Raw genomic sequence first — 15,359 nt, 5'->3', positions numbered from 1 at the left:
CGGTCATCACTTCTGTAAACCTCGATTCTACCCTGAGGTGTGCCAAGTTATCCACAGGCTAACAAATTTAGTTGCGTAATATCGGGCTAAATAATTGACACAACAGAAAGAATTTGCTGAAATGACGGGCTTAACACGATTTTCTGTTGCCAGATCCCAAGCGTTTGCGCTGTCGGGGTGGAGATTTTCTGCGATTTCTGGCGGCTCATTTTTTTGGATACACCATGAAACGCACCTACCAACCCTCTGTTACCCGTCGCAAGCGTACCCACGGTTTTCGCGTTCGCATGAAAACTCGCGGTGGCCGCGCTGTTTTGAACGCACGTCGCGCTAAAGGTCGCAAACGTCTGGCTGTATAAGCCATGTCGGGATGCGGGGCCCAGGGTGATGGATCTATTATCTAAAGCCCGACTCCCACGATACGCATCATGCGTGCCTCCTTTCCAGCTACGGCTCGCTTACATAGCCCCACCGAATACGCACAGTCTCTTAAAGGGCAACGCGTAGGTCGCGGGGCTTTGTTCGTGGTCACTCGCTCTCGTGGCGAAGATCCACACCAGACCGAAGGCGCCCGTCTGGGACTGATCGTCCCCAAGCGCTTTGCCAACCGCGCCGTCACCCGCAACACCATCAAGCGTATCTTGCGCGAAACCTTCCGCCACAAACGTGAAGGCTTGCCCAATGCCGCCTATGTCTTTAGGCTGCACAGCAAGGTACCCCAGGTGTCGCTGACTGCCCTGAAGCAACTGGTTCGCACCGAGGCCGACACCTTGTTCTCCAAGGTACGGCCATGATGCGCAAACTGGCTTCGGCACCGATCCGCTTTTACCAGTTTTTTCTGAGTCCCTGGATCGGTAGAAACTGCCGCTTTACTCCCAGCTGCTCCAACTATGCCTTGCAGGCCATTGACATTCATGGCCCGCTCAAAGGGCTATGGCTTGGTGGTGTACGCATCTGCCGCTGCAATCCCTGGTGCAAGGGAGGGCATGATCCTGTGCCCGCTCGCACGCCCGAAGACCGCAACACTTTCTAAAATCGTCCTGGTCTGCGCCTTGTTTTTCAAGGCAACCCCCTGTTTGCTGACCAGCTACGTTAAACTGCTAAGCTTTTGCTCAGCTTTATAAATGTGATACAGGCGCTATGGATATCCGACGCACCATCCTATGGATGATCTTCTCCTTTGCACTGCTGCTGCTGTGGAACAACTGGCAGGAATATAACGGCAAACCATCGCTGTTCGCTTCCACCCCAGCCACCACACAAGCGCCAGCAGCCTCCGACGAACCTGCCGCAAACGGTGGTGTTCCCGCTGCTCAAGAGCCGACTGCGTCTGCTGCCTTGCCTTCGAGCAACAGCGCGGTGTCTGCCACAGCGCAAACTATCGACATCACCACAGACGTCTACAAGCTGGGCTTTAGCACCGAAGGTGCCCAGCTGATCAAGGCCGAGCTGTTGAAGTACGGTTCGCCCGAGAACCCCGAGCAGCCCATGGTGCTGCTGGATAACTCGCCTGCCTCCACCTACCTGGCCCAGTCCGGTATTGTGGGTGCCTCTGGCCAGAACCTGCCCAACCACCTGACCCCGTTCACCCTGGTCTCCAGCCAGCGCAGCATGACGGGCGATACGCTGGACGTGGTGTTCGAAGCTACTGCGGACGACGTGAAAGTCACCAAGACCTACACGCTGCACAAGGGCCGCTACGACATCCAGGTTCGTCACGACATCCAGAACAATACCGGCGCCGCGATTGACCCACGCCTGTACCTGCAACTGACTCGCGACGGCAACAACCCGCCCGACTCTTCCCGCCTGTACAGCACCTTTACCGGTCCTGTGGTCTATTCCAGCGGCGACAAGTTCCAGAAGATAACCTTCTCGGACATCGACAAGAACAAGGCCGCCTACGCTCGCAGCGTGGATAACGGCTGGATCGGCATGGTGCAGCACTACTTTGCAACCGCCTGGGTTCCTGCCCAGGATCTGCAACGCACCAACGAAATCCTGAAGCTGGGCAACAATCTGTACGCCGTGCGCACGCTGGAATCGGTCGGTTCGATCGCCGCTGGCCAAAGCAAGGCTGTGGACGCCTCCCTGTGGGTAGGCCCGCAAGACCAGAAAGCCATGTCGCAACTGGCTACCGGTCTGGATCTGGTGGTGGACTACGGCTGGCTGACCATCATCTCCAAGCCTTTGTTCAAGCTGCTGACCTGGCTGCATTCCCTGCTGGGTAACTGGGGCTGGGCCATTGTGGCATTGACCGTGCTGATCAAGCTGGTGTTCTTCCCGCTGTCGGCCGCCAGCTACCGCTCCATGGCCAAGATGAAGCAATTTGCGCCACGCATGCAAGCCCTGCGCGAGAAGTTCGGCGACGACAAGGCCAAGCTGAACGCCGCCATGATGGAGATGTACCGCACCGAGAAGATCAACCCGCTGGGTGGCTGTTTGCCCATGCTGGTTCAGATCCCTGTGTTCATTGCGCTGTACTGGGTGCTGCTGGGCAGCGTCGAGATGCGCGGTGCACCCTGGATTCTGTGGATTCACGACTTGGCCGCACGCGACCCATGGATGATTCTGCCCGCCATCATGATGGGTACCATGTTCCTGCAGATCAAGCTGAACCCCACTCCGCCTGATCCAATGCAAGCCAAAGTCATGATGCTGATGCCTCTGGTCTTTGGTGGCATGATGTTCTTCTTCCCCGCCGGTCTGGTTCTGTACTGGTGCGTGAACAACATCCTGTCCATTGCCCAGCAGCGCTACATCATGGTGCAGATCGAAAAGAACAGCGCGAAAGCAGCCAACAGCTAATTCGCTCTGACACAAAAAACCCCGCTACGTTTAGCGGGGTTTTTTTTGCCCATCTCCACACTACGTCCATCATCCATCAACGGTCAGTCCAACTTGCCTTCGTACATTGAGGTGGCACTCTTTTCAGGAGCACTCTCTCAATGTCCCTCGACATCAAAAACCTGCTGGCTGACGAAGCCCGTTACTGCTCATTTGGCGATACCGTTCACTACGTAGACCCACCTAAAGTCTTTACTGGCTGCGACGGCAGCTATTTGTTTGACGACGACGGCAAATCCTATCTGGACTTGCAGATGTGGTATTCGGCCGTGAACTTTGGCTACCGCAACAAGCGTCTGGACGATGCCCTGCGCAATCAGCTGGACACTTTGCCACAGGTCGCCAGCCAATATCTGCACCCCACCAAGATCGAACTGGCCCGCTTTATTGCCCAGGACGCCGAGCAAAAATGGGGCCAGGCTGGCCGCGTGCACTTCAACGTGGGTGGCGCACAGGCGGTGGAAGACTCCCTGAAACTGGTACGCAACGCCTCCCAAGGCAAGAGCCTGATGTTCGCCTTTGAAGGGGGTTACCACGGCCGTACCCTGGGTGCCTCGGGCATTACCTCCAGCTACCGTTACCGCCGCCGCTACGGCCACTTTGGTGACCGCGCCCAGTTCATTCCCTTCCCATACCCTTTCCGTCGCCCTAAAGGTATGACGTCCGAAGAGTACGCGGACTCCATCGTGCGTGATTTTGCCCGCAAGTTCGAGAACGAGTACCACGCCATCTGGGACCCCAAAACCAACCAGTGCGAGTACGCCGCGTTCTATGTGGAGCCCATTCAGGGCACCGGCGGTTATGTAGTGCCACCTGCCAACTTCTTCAAAGGTCTGAAGCAGGTCCTGGACCAGCACGGCATTTTGATGGTGGTCGATGAGATTCAGATGGGCTTCTGGCGTACCGGCACGCTATGGTCAATCGAGAACTTTGGCATCACGCCTGATGTGCTGGTATTTGGTAAGGCCCTGACCAACGGTCTGAACCCACTATCCGGTATCTGGGCTCGTGAAGAACTGATCAACCCCACCGTGTTCCCACCCGGCTCCACCCACTCGACCTTTGCCTCCAACCCGCTGGGTACGGCCGTTGGTCTGGAAGTCATGAAGATGACGCACGAAGTTGATTTTGGTCGACAGGTCCGTGACTCCGGCGCCTACTTCCTGGACGGGCTGCGCGATCTGCAGAAACGTCATCCCGAAATTGGTGATGTGGACGGCCTGGGGCTGGCCCTGCGCGCAGAAATCTGCACGACCGATGGCTTCACTCCCAACAAGGCACTGCTCGATCGCATGGTGGATATCGGCCTGGCAGGTGATCTGGATTACCAGGGCGAAAAGCGCGGCCTGGTGCTGGACGTAGGCGGCTATTACAAGAACGTAATCACCTTCGCTCCATCGCTGAACATTACACGCAGCGAGATCGACGAAGCCATGGTTCTGCTCGATCAGCTGATCACCCGCGCCAAGCAGTCTCAATGAAGCCACGCTTGCTGAACGCACTGGAACCAGCAGGGCTGGTGCAGCGCTTCCTGTCCTATCCCCCCGAGGGGTTTACGGCACTGGACGAGCTGCCCATGCCTGCCTTCCAGGCACCGTTTGAGCTGCTGACCACGGCTGATGATGTACTCAAGGAACGGGTGCGTCGTTGGCCGGGTCACTCGTGGTGGCAGCGTTTCCTGACGGTACGTACTGCCTTTGTCGGCACGACCGTCAGCGAATACGCCTGGCTGCCTTCCGAGTCGGATGTGCAGGGGCTTGCCAAAACCGTGCGCGACAAGCTTGGGCGACACTATGCGCTGACTATCATCAAGGACTTGCCGGCAGACTCGCCCTTATTAAGTGCCCACGCCAATGCGCAGACCAATGCCCTGGTCAGCGCTTGTGTGGAACAGGGTTTTATCCCGCTGCAAGGCCAGGCGCTGGCCTATGTACGCATTGATTTCCCCGATACGGATACCTACCTGTCCCGCCTGCCCAAAGATGCGCGTCGCTACCTGACCCGCAAGCTGCGCAAGCGCAATCAGCTTCGTATTGAACAAGTCCAAACCGGCAAAGCTTTTGCCAGCGAGCAACGAGTCGATCAGTACTACACCTTGTACCGCAGCGTGTATGCCCAAAGCGAGATTCACTTTGACCTGCTCAGCAAGGAGTTTCTGGCGTCGGTGCTGCGCGACGAGTCATCCAAAGGACTGGTTTTCGAGTACTACCGCGCGGACTCCAATGAATTGATTGGCTGGAATCTGTGCTTTGAGCATGAGGGCCGATTGGTCGACAAATACATAGGGCTGTCCTATCCCGGCTCGCGGGAGCTCAGTCTGTATTTCGTCAGCTGGATGGTGAACCTGGAATACGCACTGGCGCAGGGCCTTAGCCACTACATTGCGGGCTGGACGGACCCCGGCGTCAAAGCGCTGCTGGGCGCGGACTTTACCCCAACGCGTCATCTGATTTACGTGCGTAACCCGGTCTTGCGCGCCCTTGCTCGGCGCTTGCTGGGACACTTTGAAATGGACAAAACATGGCTGAAAGCGACCTGATCCGCCCGCCTGTCGTACTGGATACGGACAGCTCGGTTGGCCCCTTGCCCGGTGAAATCCGCCTGGCACTAAGCGAGGACTGGCGCGAGGCATTACGCTTTGGATGCAGACGCCACACCCTGTTTGAAGGTATGACACAGCTGACACCCGCCATGCCCGAACCTGGAGCACATGGGCCTGTGTTTCTGGGTAGCGGGGACTTCCATCACTTGAGCTGGCCGCTGATTCTGCGCTGCCTGTCCAAGCAGGAACAGCCAGTGGATGTGGTGGTGCTGGATAACCACCCCGACAATATGCGCTTTCCCTGGGGCATCCATTGCGGCTCCTGGGTGCATGAAGTGGCCAAGCTGACGCAAGTGGCCCAAGTGCATGTGATCGGCATTACCTCCGGAGACATAGGCTTTGGCCATGTTTGGGAACACCATCTGGGTGCGCTCTACGCCCGCAAGGTCACGTACTGGAGTAGTGGGGTAAACGTGAAATGGGCCAGCCGGCTGGGGCTGGCCTCCTGCTTTCGCCGATTCCCGGATCTGGACACGCTGGTACTTGCAGCCAGCGAACATCTGGCCCAGTCCCCCAGGCAGGTGTACGTCAGCATTGATAAGGACGTCTTCGACCCCGAGGTTCTGCGCACCAATTGGGATCAAGGGAAAATGCAGGAGCCGCATCTGCGCAGTCTGCTCAAAGCCGTGCGCGGACGCATCATAGGCAGCGACGTGACGGGCGATGTCTCTACCTGGCAGTACCGCAGTGCCTGGAAGCGCTGGCTAAGCACAGCAGACGGGCAAAGCACCGAACGCCAGCAAGCTGATCTGCCACGTTGGCAGGCACGCCAGCATGAGTTCAATCTACAGCTGACTCGCTGGCTGCACGAGCTCCGGTAAAAATCCTCCAGATCTACCTTACGGCCTGCATGCTGCTCGGAATCGACTGGCTCATAGCAGTCCGCAATGGGCACTGTGTGTCCGGGCTCGTGCCTGAGGGGAGCTTTTTTGCCAGGGGCGCCGAGCCTTGGTGCAGCCCGGCGGTCCCCCAAGCTTCACCTTCGGTTTGTGTCCCCAAGGGGGCTTCTTGTATTGCAGGTACTCAAACTGACTTGTGTTGCTGCGCCTGTTTGGACTCGCTAAGTGCCAGACACACAATACCGCCCAAGATAAAGAGGGTTCCCAGAATCTGTGGCCAGGCGATTTGCTCGTTGAACAAATACGCCGATACCGCCAGCACCGCCACAATCTCCAGATGTGACGCGGCAAAAGCCGGGCCTATGGGGGCCTTCTTGAGCAAGGTCAGCCAGCAGAAAAAGGTGCCGATATAGCCGATGAAGGCGCCATAAATCCACGGCTGGCTAAAGACCCGCGCCAGCCATTCCCAGGATGCCTGCAAAGGCAAAGCATGCTCTCCGGCCAGCTTGAAGCTGATCTGCGCCAAAGTGTCGAAAGCCAGCAGAACCAGAAAACCGATGATATAAAAACGCCGCATATCGGCCTCCTAGCCTTTCAAGCCCACAATACCCACACCAATCGACACCAGCAAAATCCCCAGCACCCGTAAAGGCGTCAGGCTTTCCCCAAACAAGATGCGGCCAAACAGCATCACGATCACAATGCTGATCGAGCCCATCAAGACACCATCGGACAAGGGCACTAAAGACAAGAAGGCCAGCCACACAACAAACTCAACGAGGTAGCAGGCTATTCCCACCCAAAGCCAAGGACGGCTGAACATGCGCTGCCAACGGTCCAGCCCCTGCCTGTCACCTGGATCCGCGGCAGCCGCTTTGAAAGCCAATTGCCCACCGCTATCGACCAGCACATTGCAGATCCACAAAGCAATCACCAAAGGGCTCATGACCGCCGGGTCCCACAGCCAGCAGCATCAATAGCCGTCACAAAATCCACCACGCGCGCAATCACCTGCCTGCGTTCGCGATCAATGGTAATCATGTGATAGCTGTCCTGCAGCAAGCACAATTCCACCGGCGCGTGACGCACGCCATCCACGATCTCGTAGGCATTTCCGACTGCGGCAATATCATCATGTTGAGCATGTATGACCAGGCAGGGTGCACGCACCTTGTCCAGGTTCTTGCGTACCCGCGCCGACAAGGCATGCATCTCGATCACGGCCCACCAAGGGTTCCCGGGTAAACCGGCAGCGGCACTGTCTCCACTATTCATCTGACTGACGATGCGTGCCCGCAAGGCTTCGTCCTTGATGCCATAAGGAGGCTGCTCCATGAACACACTGCGTCGGCCAATACCCAAGGCCCGTAACCAAGGCAGGATGAAAGAGAACTTGGTGTACGTGGGCATGCTCCAGCCGTCATAACGAAAGGTGGGGGACAGGGCCACCACCCCCGATATTTGCTCGGGACGCCGCTGAGCCAGCCCCAGAGCCAGTACCGCCCCCATGGACAGGCCACCGGCCACCACACGATCTACATAACGCGCCAGCAAATCGGCACCACGACAGACGCTGCTCAGCCAGTTTTGCCAGCGTGTCGACACCAGTTGATCCATGGACCCGCAATGTCCTGCCAACTGCACCGCATAGACCGTAAAACCCTGACGATTCAGCCCTCGGGCCAGCACACGCATTTCATTCGGTGTGCCCGTCAAACCATGAATCAGCAGCACGCCAGTGCGCGCATGTGCTCCGTGGCCCCGCAGCAAATACTCATGCGACAACAGTTCGTCCGGTCGAGACGTCAGACCTTGTTCAGCCAATTCAGGCAGGCTGGAGAAAGCCGGGTGCAAAGCCGCGTCACTCATACCACTGACCTTAAATCCGGAGTGTGCAGCAAGGAGGGCAGCAGGGCGATCGCCTGGCTAAAGTCCTCGAAAGGGGCATGCGCAATACCGCGCTCCTGGCAATAGTCCTGCAAACGACCTTTAGCCAGAACAAAATCCGCCTTGGCCGCCACACAAAAATCCGAGCTGCCATCGCCGATGTACAGCACGCGCTGGCTCTGAGCATGTGCCTGGGACAGATGGCCACACTTGCAATTCGCACTGGCGCAATCCAGCCTGTGCCAAGGCGTATCCAGCCGCCAGCGACGTGGCCCCTGCACTTCCAGACAATTAGCCAGCACCGGCAAGCCGCGTAAGCCTTCGCGGCCCAGCAGGTAGTGAATGGCATAGTCCAGACCATCACTGACGATCTGCAAGGGCACACCCAAGCGCTTGGTGACAGCAACAAACTGCGCAAAAAACGGGTCAATTCCGACCTCATCCAGACAGCTGTGCAGCTCAGCCACACTCATGTCCAGCAAGGCAACTTGCCCGCACATGCAATCGTGCGAGCCAATCTCGCCACGCTCCCACGCCTCCTCCAGCTCCTGCCAGCCGGGCATGCCGTGCCGATTCAGCAAGGTGTCGGCCACATCCTGCAGGCTGATCGTGCCGTCAAAGTCGCACTGTATTCGCCACTGCCCTGTTTGCATGGCGGATTTGTAATTAAGGAGCATTTCATTCATGGAAAATCACCCTGACGTTCTGTCCTACCCGAGCCTGAGCCGCTTCATCAAAAGCCAGCACGGCCTCGACCACACGCACCGGGCCGCGTTGGGAGTCGTCCTGCAAACGGCCTTCACCGTAGACCGGGCTGATACGCAGAACATGGGCCGAAGGCAGGGCAGTCGTTTGACCACTGCCTTCGGTATCAAAGACCACACGGGCTTTCATGCCCACCTTGACCTGTTCCACATAGGCCGCATTCAGCTCCACTCGCAATTGCAAGGGACGGGCGGGCAATAGCGTGGCCATCACCTCCCCGGCTTGTACAAAACTGCCCTGACGGACAGCAAGACTGACAATCTCGCCGGCCTCGGGAGCGAGCAATGCAAACTGCGCCAATTGAGCCTTTTGCTGCTTGCCCTGAGCGCGCGCCAGCTCCACATCTGCCTGGGCAATCTCGACTTCGGTACGGGCCTGCCGCAATCGTTGCTGAGCCTGGTCCGCCTGTTGGGGCTGAGCCGCGCCAGCGCGTGCCGCCGTGGCATAACGCTGAGCAGCTTGCTGCACGGCGGGCAGGGCAGCCTGGGCGGCACGCAAACGTGCCTGGGCCAAGGCCAGACGGGCCTGCGCAGTCTCTACTTGCGCCAGCTCTACACCATCACGCAAAGCAAACAAGGATTGGCCCACTTGCACCGTATCGCCTTCACGCACCGCCTGCTCGGACACCACGCCGGATACCGGCATTGCCAGCTTGAGCAGGCCGCCTTCCACCTCTACCTTGCCACGCGCAATGGCAATGTCACGCAATCCACTGGAAGCGGTCTGTACAAGAGGTTCCGGGGGGCGTTTGGAGCACGCTGCCAACATCACACATGCCGCAATCAAGGCCCAGCGCCAGCGTCCTGGAGACGCATTCATCATCATTTCACTCCTGTGTATGTTCCGGACTACGCCGATCACTGCGAATAGCCCCGTCTTCCATGCCCACCACCCGATCTGCGTGACGAACCACACGTGGGTCATGACTGACACACAGCACGGTGGCGCGATGCTTGCGGGCGAAGCGGTGCAAGATGTCCACGACGCGCTGCCCGTTCTCGGCATCCAGAGCGCTGGTAGGTTCATCGGCAAACAGAAGCTGTGGCGTCTTGGCGATCGCCCGGGCAATGGCCACCCGCTGCTTTTCCCCGCCCGATAGCTGCGCCGGACGCATATGCGCGCGATGCAGCAGCCCTACCTCTTCCAAAGCCTGATACGCCAGCTCTGCACTGGTACGGGCGTTCATGCCCAAATAGCCCAAGGGCAATTGCACTTGCTCCTGTGCGGTCAGCGCGGGAAACAAGTTGAAGCCCTGGAACACAAAGCCGGTGTGCTGCAGGCGGAAATCATCCCGTTCACGGCGGCTCATTTCTGCCAGGTTCTGGCCCAAGGCAAAGGCCTGCCCCTCATCGGGTTGCTGCAGCCCGGATAGCAAGGCCAGCAAGGTACTTTTGCCGCAACCGGACGGGCCGGACACCAAGGTCAGCTCGCCTGCATGAACCGCCAACGACAGGCGATTGAGCACACGCAGTTGCACTACCCCCGTCAAAAAGGATTTACCCAGGGCAAGGGCATTCAGGCTGGGTTCGCCACTCGGTTGCAAGGACATAGTCATGGTCTGTTTTCCTGAATCAGCGCAAGAGCAGGGACGGATCGGTACGCCACAAGACACGGACTGCCATCACACTGGAGAGCAAGGACATCAGGCCTACCAGCACGGCGCAGGCCAGTGCCACTAAAGGGGTCATCGCGACCGGTACGTGATACAAAGCTGCCAGGGCCAACAGTGCAGAACTGATCACCGCGGCCAGCACCATACCCATTCCACCCACCATGCACGACTGCTCGATCACCACCCTGGCCAACGCCGTACGGCTGGCTCCCAAAGCATTCAAGGTGGCGTATTCGCGGGCAGACCCGGCCACCACTGCGGCAAAGGACTGGTTCGTAATCACGGCGCCAACAAGACACACAATCAAGGCCATGAACAACACCGCCATACCTGCGCCGGTATCCAGCAACCAGTAGCGTTGCGAGCGTGAGGCAAACTGGTCAGCCGTCCAGACTTCATAGGGACCAAAAGCCGTTGTGCCATCGTTAAGCCTGGCCTGCACCAGCTCGGGGGCGATGCGAGTGCGAGCCACGTAATACGTACTGCCACGCACATCAGGCTCCCCCTTGACCTCTCGGGCGGTATCGACTGAAGCCAACACATTCACACCACCCAAACCCCGCAAACCGCGCAGCAAGCCCACGACACGAACCGGTTTGCCATTGATCCAGGCGCGGCTGACATCTCGATTCAATCCCAAGGTCTGCAGATCCGCCTCGTCCACAATCACCGCACCGGGTTCCCGTAAACGAGCGCGCATATCGGCACCTAATAGCTGGTCAAACATCATGGCCCCGTCACTGACCGACACGCCCGACAAATAAACCGAAACGCTGCCGCTATCACTGGCTTGGGCCCGCCAATCACCATCCACCCATTCATAGGGTTCGACGTCAAGCACATCGGGGTCCATGCGCAAACGCATGGCCACATCGGGGTCAATGGACTGCCCGAAATTCACGCTTTGTGTACCGGGATAGCCCACCCACAAGTCCGCCGACGAGGCTTTGACGTAAATGGCCGCTGTCCCAAAAATCCCCAGCACCAAGGCCGCTTGCGCCACCAGCATCAAGCCGGAAAAGCCCACAGCCAGCACTACGGGGACAAAGCGCCGCCACTCGTAAACCAGGGTTTTACGTGCCAGTGCGATCATGGCTCTTGCTCTTGCGGCAAAGGCGCACCGCCCAAAGCCTTGTACAAAGCCACAAACGCCAGCACACGGCTATCCTGTGCCAGTTCCAGATCCGCCTGCGCCTTCAAATGGGCACGGCGCGCCTGCAGTAACTCCAGTTCGCTGGACAGACCCAGGCCTACCAAGGTTTGTTGACGTATTTGCCCCTGTTGCAGCACCTGGCTTGCTTGCTGCAAGGTTTGAATACGGCTTTGCTGATTCACCAACGCTGCCAAGGACTGCTCCACTTCAGATACCGCCGTGACCACCGCTTTGCGATAGCCCAGCAAGGCGGCATCCAGCTCCTTTTCGCTAGCCCGCACACGGGCACGACGTGCCCCCCAATCCCACAGAGGAATATCCAGCATGGGACCAATAGACGGCACCGAATCCGTGCTGGTGCGCATATTGCGGGTGATGTTGTAGGAATACAGGATGGAGCCGCCCAAACGCAGTCGAGGGTACAGAGCCGAACGCGCTACTCCGACTTGGGCGGCAGCCTGCAACACCTCGGCCTGGGCCATGCTGATGTCGGGTCGAATACGAACCAGATCCGCCGGTACTTGGCGCAAGGTAAATGTTTGAGGCAAGCGCGCCTGGGCACCCATTGCCCACAGAAAATCGGGTTGATCACGCCCCAACAGCAAAGCCAGGGCACGAGCGGCTCGATCCGCACGCTCTTGCAAGTTCAGGTACTGATCCCTGGTTTGAGTCTGGGTCAGGCGGGCCTGCTCCAGCGCCTCGTATGAACCCAGATGGGTTTGCCAGCGCACTTGAGCCAAGGACAGGGCCTGTTCATCCAGCTTGGCCGTCTCTTCCAGCAAGGCTTGTTGACGACGGGCTTGAGCCAGGTCCATGTAATTGCGTACCACGGAGGCGATGACCGTCACGCGCATGCTTTGCAAGTCAGCCTGTGCATAGCCCAGATCCGCCATCGCTTTCAGCCGGGCATTTTCCATGGCACCAAACAGGCCCAGCTCCCACACCATATCCAGGCTCGCATGGAAATACATATCCTGTGCGGGTACGTCCTGCACCGGATGGGCGTCCGCATTCAAAGCGGGCAGAAATTTGCTGCTCCAGCGCTCGGTGATCTGGCGTTCACCCTGAACACGGCTGAACATTTGCGCCAGATCCAGATTCTGGGCCAGGGCCTCTTGTACCAAGGCGTCCAGCTGCGGGTCGCCCAGCACATGCCACCAGGCACGTAGCTCAACCACTGGCCCTTCATTGGCGACCTGGCTATCCCACTCCTGCGCCTGGGGGCGCGACAAATCCGGGACGAGAGGCGCAAAGCAACCCGACAGTAAGGCGGCACACCATAGCGCCGGAAAAAGACGAAGAATGGACAACAGGGCAGCCACTCCCAAGCACGAAATAAGAGATGGCTACAGCATGCACGGGCCACGTTGCGTAGCCGTGCACAAATGATGGAGAAATGATGGAGATAGAAATGCGGCTTAGTTCGCCGTGCTGCGATTCACCAGCGGAAAACGCATTTGTACGCTGGCACCACCCCGTTTGGAGGTCCCAACGATGACAGTGCCGCCTTGCTGTTCAACCAGCGCCTGCACAATCGACAGGCCCAAACCCGAAGCATGGCGTTTGCTGCCCGGTTCTTGAGCAAAGCGTTCGAAAGGGCGGTCACGCATGGATTCAGGCAAGCCGGGGCCCGCATCATTAATCGACAAGGTGGCATGGCCTTCGCTAAGCTCCAGCGAAATCCCCACCCAGCGCCCTTGGGCGGCGTAGCGAAGACAGTTCTCCAGCAAATTGCCAATAATCTGCCGCAAACGGTCCGGGTCCACCAGGACGCAAGCAGGCACTGGCGGCAAGTCAGCCTCCAGCTCAAAACCCTTTTCCTGCAGGCGGGCATCAAAACGATCCAGTTCTTCCGCCACCAGCGGCACCAGATCCAGTTGCTCGCAATACAAGGACAATCGCCCCGCAGAGGCCAGGGAAATCGTATGCAGATCGCTGACCAAACGGCCCAGATGCAAAGATTGCTGTAACAAGCCGTGCATTTCCTGCTCGGTGCCGGGAATGACCCCATCCACAATAGCGTGCAAGCGGGCACTTAACACCGCCAAAGGGGTGCGCAGCTCGTGCGACAAGGAGGCCACCGTCATGCGGCGCTCACGGTCCAGCGCTTCCAGCGAATCAATCATGTGATTGAAGTCGCGCACCATCTCGGCCATTTCACCGCGTGCCTGGCCTTCATGCGCACGCACGGTAAAGTCGCCTACCGCCACCCGGTTGGCCGCCTCCGCCATGGACTCCAGAGGCTGCATTACCCGGCGCGATACCCAAAACCCCGACACCAGCCCAAAGGGCAGGCCTATCATCAGAGTAAAAAGCAAGGTCAGGTATTCGCGAGTCCAGGGATCACCCTGCCAGTACTCGCCATAAATCTGCATGGCACGTGGGCCTTCTTCCAGACCCTGAACCACAAGCTGGTCATACTCCAGGCGAATATCGGTGGGAAGAGAGCGGTAAAAGCGATCCTCCTCGTACTTCCAGAACAGCAGCTGGGTGATGGCCAGCACAGACAGGGTGACCACAATCGCGATGGCCACCGCCAAGCCAAAGCGAACCCAGATTCGGTCTAGTATTCGCGCCATAAGCGATAGCCCACTCCACGTACGGCCTCGACCAGCTCGCCCTGGCCTACCACCTGCAGTTTGCGTCTTAACTTGGAGATGTGGGAGTCAATCACCCGCTCCATCGCATTACTTTCAGGCAAACATTGCTCAATCAGATAGTTACGGGAAAAGCAACGACGCGGCTGGGCCGCCAGGCAGGCCAGCAAGCGAAATTCCGTGACGGTCAGCGGCAAGGGCACAACCCGATCACCCTCCACATGCACCAAGGCCACGTGATCCTGCTCATCAATTTCCAGGCTACCCACACGGATGCGAGTGCTGGGTGCAACAGCGCCGCTGCGTCGCAGCACGGCGCGGACACGGGCCACCACCTCCGCCGGATTAAAAGGCTTGATGACATAGTCATCCGCCCCCAAACGCAGGCCCAGAAGCTTGTCCACATCATCGGCCAATGCCGTGACCAGGATCACCGGGGTTTGACCCGCGTTACGGATGGCACGCAATACATCCAACCCATCCACACCGGGTAGATGAATGTCCAGCAACACCATGTCCGGGCGCAGATCCCGGAACAATTGCAAAGCCTGGAACCCATCGCCCGCTATCGCTGTACGCAAGCCATCGCGGCGCAGATAGGCATCCAGCACACTGGCAATATCGGGTTCGTCTTCCACCACTAGCACCAGTTTTTGCAAGGTGGCATCACGTGTAGATGCTGTGTGAGAGAGGGTGTCGCCAAAGGAATGGCCACCGGTCTTGGGGGGAAAATTCATAAATTATCGTTGTCCTGAGTCCTGCTAGGCGGCACCCCGACCAGGGGCAGAAGGCATGAAAACGGGCTTCTCAACGCTGGGCCCATTTAGTACACCGCAGTACGCCGCAGGCGGCTGGGTGGATGATACACCTGCCCGAAATACTCTGTCCAACGGCGTAAAAGGCCCGTATTTACAAACATTTATCAATTTTTCAGATTCTGCTCATAGAAATTTCATGCGCAGCGTTTCTACTTACCGCTATGATCGGGATGAAAACCGTCTTGATAGCAAAAAGCTATACGTTCACTAAAATCATTTGATTTAACTATTTCGACCAA

18 protein-coding genes are annotated in these 15,359 nt (G+C 58.2%); 8 read left to right on the top strand and 10 right to left on the bottom strand.

All coding sequences use genetic code 11. From position 1 onward, the window contains the following. Window positions 1-224: 224 nt before the first annotated feature. The 7 genes from rpmH (at window position 225) to NIZ92_RS19570 (ending at window position 6,270) form a co-directional block, all read left to right on the top strand. Entirely contained in the window at window positions 225-359 is a 135-nt protein-coding gene (gene rpmH / locus NIZ92_RS19600) for a 50S ribosomal protein L34 (RefSeq protein WP_003800771.1), read from the top strand. Between the two features lie 66 nt (window positions 360-425). Next, a complete protein-coding gene (rnpA, locus tag NIZ92_RS19595; RefSeq protein ID WP_026483983.1) occupies window positions 426-794 on the top strand; it encodes a ribonuclease P protein component in 369 nt (122 codons plus the stop codon). Next, complete coding sequence (yidD, locus tag NIZ92_RS19590) at window positions 791-1,033, top strand: membrane protein insertion efficiency factor YidD (RefSeq protein ID WP_035269485.1); 243 nt, start codon at window positions 791-793, stop codon at window positions 1,031-1,033. The genes rnpA and yidD overlap by 4 nt, the downstream gene beginning before the upstream one ends. A gap of 107 nt (window positions 1,034-1,140) precedes the next feature. Then, entirely contained in the window at window positions 1,141-2,808 is a 1,668-nt protein-coding gene (gene yidC, locus NIZ92_RS19585) for a membrane protein insertase YidC (RefSeq protein WP_254002482.1), read from the top strand. Window positions 2,809-2,948: 140 nt separating this feature from the next. Next, window positions 2,949-4,328 carry an aspartate aminotransferase family protein gene (locus NIZ92_RS19580; RefSeq protein ID WP_035269489.1) on the top strand — a complete coding sequence of 460 codons (1,380 nt, stop codon included), beginning with the start codon at window positions 2,949-2,951 and terminating at the stop codon, window positions 4,326-4,328. Continuing rightward, entirely contained in the window at window positions 4,325-5,386 is a 1,062-nt protein-coding gene (locus NIZ92_RS19575; protein WP_254002481.1) for a peptidogalycan biosysnthesis protein, read from the top strand. The genes NIZ92_RS19580 and NIZ92_RS19575 overlap by 4 nt, the downstream gene beginning before the upstream one ends. Further along, window positions 5,368-6,270 carry an arginase family protein gene (locus tag NIZ92_RS19570; protein WP_254002480.1) on the top strand — a complete coding sequence of 301 codons (903 nt, stop codon included), beginning with the start codon at window positions 5,368-5,370 and terminating at the stop codon, window positions 6,268-6,270. The genes NIZ92_RS19575 and NIZ92_RS19570 overlap by 19 nt, the downstream gene beginning before the upstream one ends. A gap of 202 nt (window positions 6,271-6,472) precedes the next feature. Here NIZ92_RS19570 and NIZ92_RS19565 read toward each other — a convergent pair whose 3' ends face one another. From NIZ92_RS19565 to NIZ92_RS19520, 10 genes are all read right to left on the bottom strand, one after another. After that, window positions 6,473-6,865, bottom strand: a complete 393-nt coding sequence (locus NIZ92_RS19565; protein WP_035269494.1) for a multidrug efflux SMR transporter — start codon at window positions 6,863-6,865, stop codon at window positions 6,473-6,475. 9 nt (window positions 6,866-6,874) lie between these two features. Continuing rightward, on the bottom strand, window positions 6,875-7,234 hold the full coding sequence (locus NIZ92_RS19560; protein WP_035269496.1) for an EamA family transporter: 360 nt from the start codon (window positions 7,232-7,234) through the stop codon (window positions 6,875-6,877). Continuing rightward, window positions 7,231-8,157, bottom strand: coding sequence for a carboxylesterase (locus NIZ92_RS19555; protein WP_254002479.1), 927 nt, complete (start codon window positions 8,155-8,157; stop codon window positions 7,231-7,233). The genes NIZ92_RS19560 and NIZ92_RS19555 overlap by 4 nt, the downstream gene beginning before the upstream one ends. After that, the gene (locus tag NIZ92_RS19550) at window positions 8,154-8,861 is read right to left on the bottom strand and encodes an MtnX-like HAD-IB family phosphatase (protein WP_035269497.1); all 708 of its coding nucleotides are present in this window, start codon (window positions 8,859-8,861) and stop codon (window positions 8,154-8,156) included. Before NIZ92_RS19550 ends, NIZ92_RS19555 begins: the two co-directional genes overlap by 4 nt. Further along, window positions 8,854-9,765: an efflux RND transporter periplasmic adaptor subunit gene (locus tag NIZ92_RS19545; RefSeq protein ID WP_052159257.1), complete on the bottom strand. Its 912-nt coding sequence runs from the start codon at window positions 9,763-9,765 to the stop codon at window positions 8,854-8,856. Before NIZ92_RS19545 ends, NIZ92_RS19550 begins: the two co-directional genes overlap by 8 nt. A 1-nt stretch (window position 9,766) precedes the next feature. Continuing rightward, complete coding sequence (locus NIZ92_RS19540; RefSeq protein ID WP_254002478.1) at window positions 9,767-10,495, bottom strand: ABC transporter ATP-binding protein; 729 nt, start codon at window positions 10,493-10,495, stop codon at window positions 9,767-9,769. Window positions 10,496-10,511: 16 nt separating this feature from the next. Then, window positions 10,512-11,645 carry an ABC transporter permease gene (locus NIZ92_RS19535; protein WP_035269498.1) on the bottom strand — a complete coding sequence of 378 codons (1,134 nt, stop codon included), beginning with the start codon at window positions 11,643-11,645 and terminating at the stop codon, window positions 10,512-10,514. Continuing rightward, complete coding sequence (locus NIZ92_RS19530; RefSeq protein WP_160289039.1) at window positions 11,642-13,015, bottom strand: efflux transporter outer membrane subunit; 1,374 nt, start codon at window positions 13,013-13,015, stop codon at window positions 11,642-11,644. The genes NIZ92_RS19535 and NIZ92_RS19530 overlap by 4 nt, the downstream gene beginning before the upstream one ends. 108 nt (window positions 13,016-13,123) lie before the next feature. Then, a complete protein-coding gene (locus NIZ92_RS19525) occupies window positions 13,124-14,284 on the bottom strand; it encodes a cell wall metabolism sensor histidine kinase WalK (RefSeq protein ID WP_035269499.1) in 1,161 nt (386 codons plus the stop codon). Continuing rightward, window positions 14,269-15,039, bottom strand: a complete 771-nt coding sequence (locus NIZ92_RS19520) for a response regulator (protein ID WP_080747977.1) — start codon at window positions 15,037-15,039, stop codon at window positions 14,269-14,271. The genes NIZ92_RS19525 and NIZ92_RS19520 overlap by 16 nt, the downstream gene beginning before the upstream one ends. 55 nt (window positions 15,040-15,094) lie before the next feature. On the opposite strand from NIZ92_RS19520, the gene NIZ92_RS19515 reads away from it, so the two are divergent. Next, window positions 15,095-15,331 carry a hypothetical protein gene (locus NIZ92_RS19515; RefSeq protein ID WP_254002477.1) on the top strand — a complete coding sequence of 79 codons (237 nt, stop codon included), beginning with the start codon at window positions 15,095-15,097 and terminating at the stop codon, window positions 15,329-15,331. Window positions 15,332-15,359 lie beyond the last annotated feature (28 nt).

Origin of the sequence: Alcaligenes sp. 1735tsa3 (assembly GCF_024134565.1) — a bacterium.
Classification (GTDB): Bacteria; Pseudomonadota; Gammaproteobacteria; order Burkholderiales; family Burkholderiaceae_B; genus Alcaligenes; species Alcaligenes phenolicus.
This window is presented reverse-complemented; position numbering and strand designations above follow the sequence as displayed.

Bases quoted from the DNA above. Each gene is read 5' to 3' on its own strand.
- rpmH (WP_003800771.1), top strand. From the start codon at position 225: ATGAAACGCACCTACCAACCCTCTGTTACCCGTCGCAAGCGTACCCAC.
- yidD (WP_035269485.1), top strand. From the start codon at position 791: ATGATGCGCAAACTGGCTTCGGCACCGATCCGCTTTTACCAGTTTTTT.
- yidC (WP_254002482.1), top strand. From the start codon at position 1,141: ATGGATATCCGACGCACCATCCTATGGATGATCTTCTCCTTTGCACTG.
- NIZ92_RS19580 (WP_035269489.1), top strand. From the start codon at position 2,949: ATGTCCCTCGACATCAAAAACCTGCTGGCTGACGAAGCCCGTTACTGC.
- NIZ92_RS19575 (WP_254002481.1), top strand. From the start codon at position 4,325: ATGAAGCCACGCTTGCTGAACGCACTGGAACCAGCAGGGCTGGTGCAG.
- NIZ92_RS19570 (WP_254002480.1), top strand. From the start codon at position 5,368: ATGGCTGAAAGCGACCTGATCCGCCCGCCTGTCGTACTGGATACGGAC.
- NIZ92_RS19565 (WP_035269494.1), bottom strand. From the start codon at position 6,865: ATGCGGCGTTTTTATATCATCGGTTTTCTGGTTCTGCTGGCTTTCGAC.
- NIZ92_RS19560 (WP_035269496.1), bottom strand. From the start codon at position 7,234: ATGAGCCCTTTGGTGATTGCTTTGTGGATCTGCAATGTGCTGGTCGAT.
- NIZ92_RS19555 (WP_254002479.1), bottom strand. From the start codon at position 8,157: ATGAGTGACGCGGCTTTGCACCCGGCTTTCTCCAGCCTGCCTGAATTG.
- NIZ92_RS19550 (WP_035269497.1), bottom strand. From the start codon at position 8,861: ATGAATGAAATGCTCCTTAATTACAAATCCGCCATGCAAACAGGGCAG.
- NIZ92_RS19545 (WP_052159257.1), bottom strand. From the start codon at position 9,765: ATGATGATGAATGCGTCTCCAGGACGCTGGCGCTGGGCCTTGATTGCG.
- NIZ92_RS19540 (WP_254002478.1), bottom strand. From the start codon at position 10,495: ATGACTATGTCCTTGCAACCGAGTGGCGAACCCAGCCTGAATGCCCTT.
- NIZ92_RS19535 (WP_035269498.1), bottom strand. From the start codon at position 11,645: ATGATCGCACTGGCACGTAAAACCCTGGTTTACGAGTGGCGGCGCTTT.
- NIZ92_RS19525 (WP_035269499.1), bottom strand. From the start codon at position 14,284: ATGGCGCGAATACTAGACCGAATCTGGGTTCGCTTTGGCTTGGCGGTG.
- NIZ92_RS19520 (WP_080747977.1), bottom strand. From the start codon at position 15,039: ATGAATTTTCCCCCCAAGACCGGTGGCCATTCCTTTGGCGACACCCTC.
- NIZ92_RS19515 (WP_254002477.1), top strand. From the start codon at position 15,095: ATGAAAACGGGCTTCTCAACGCTGGGCCCATTTAGTACACCGCAGTAC.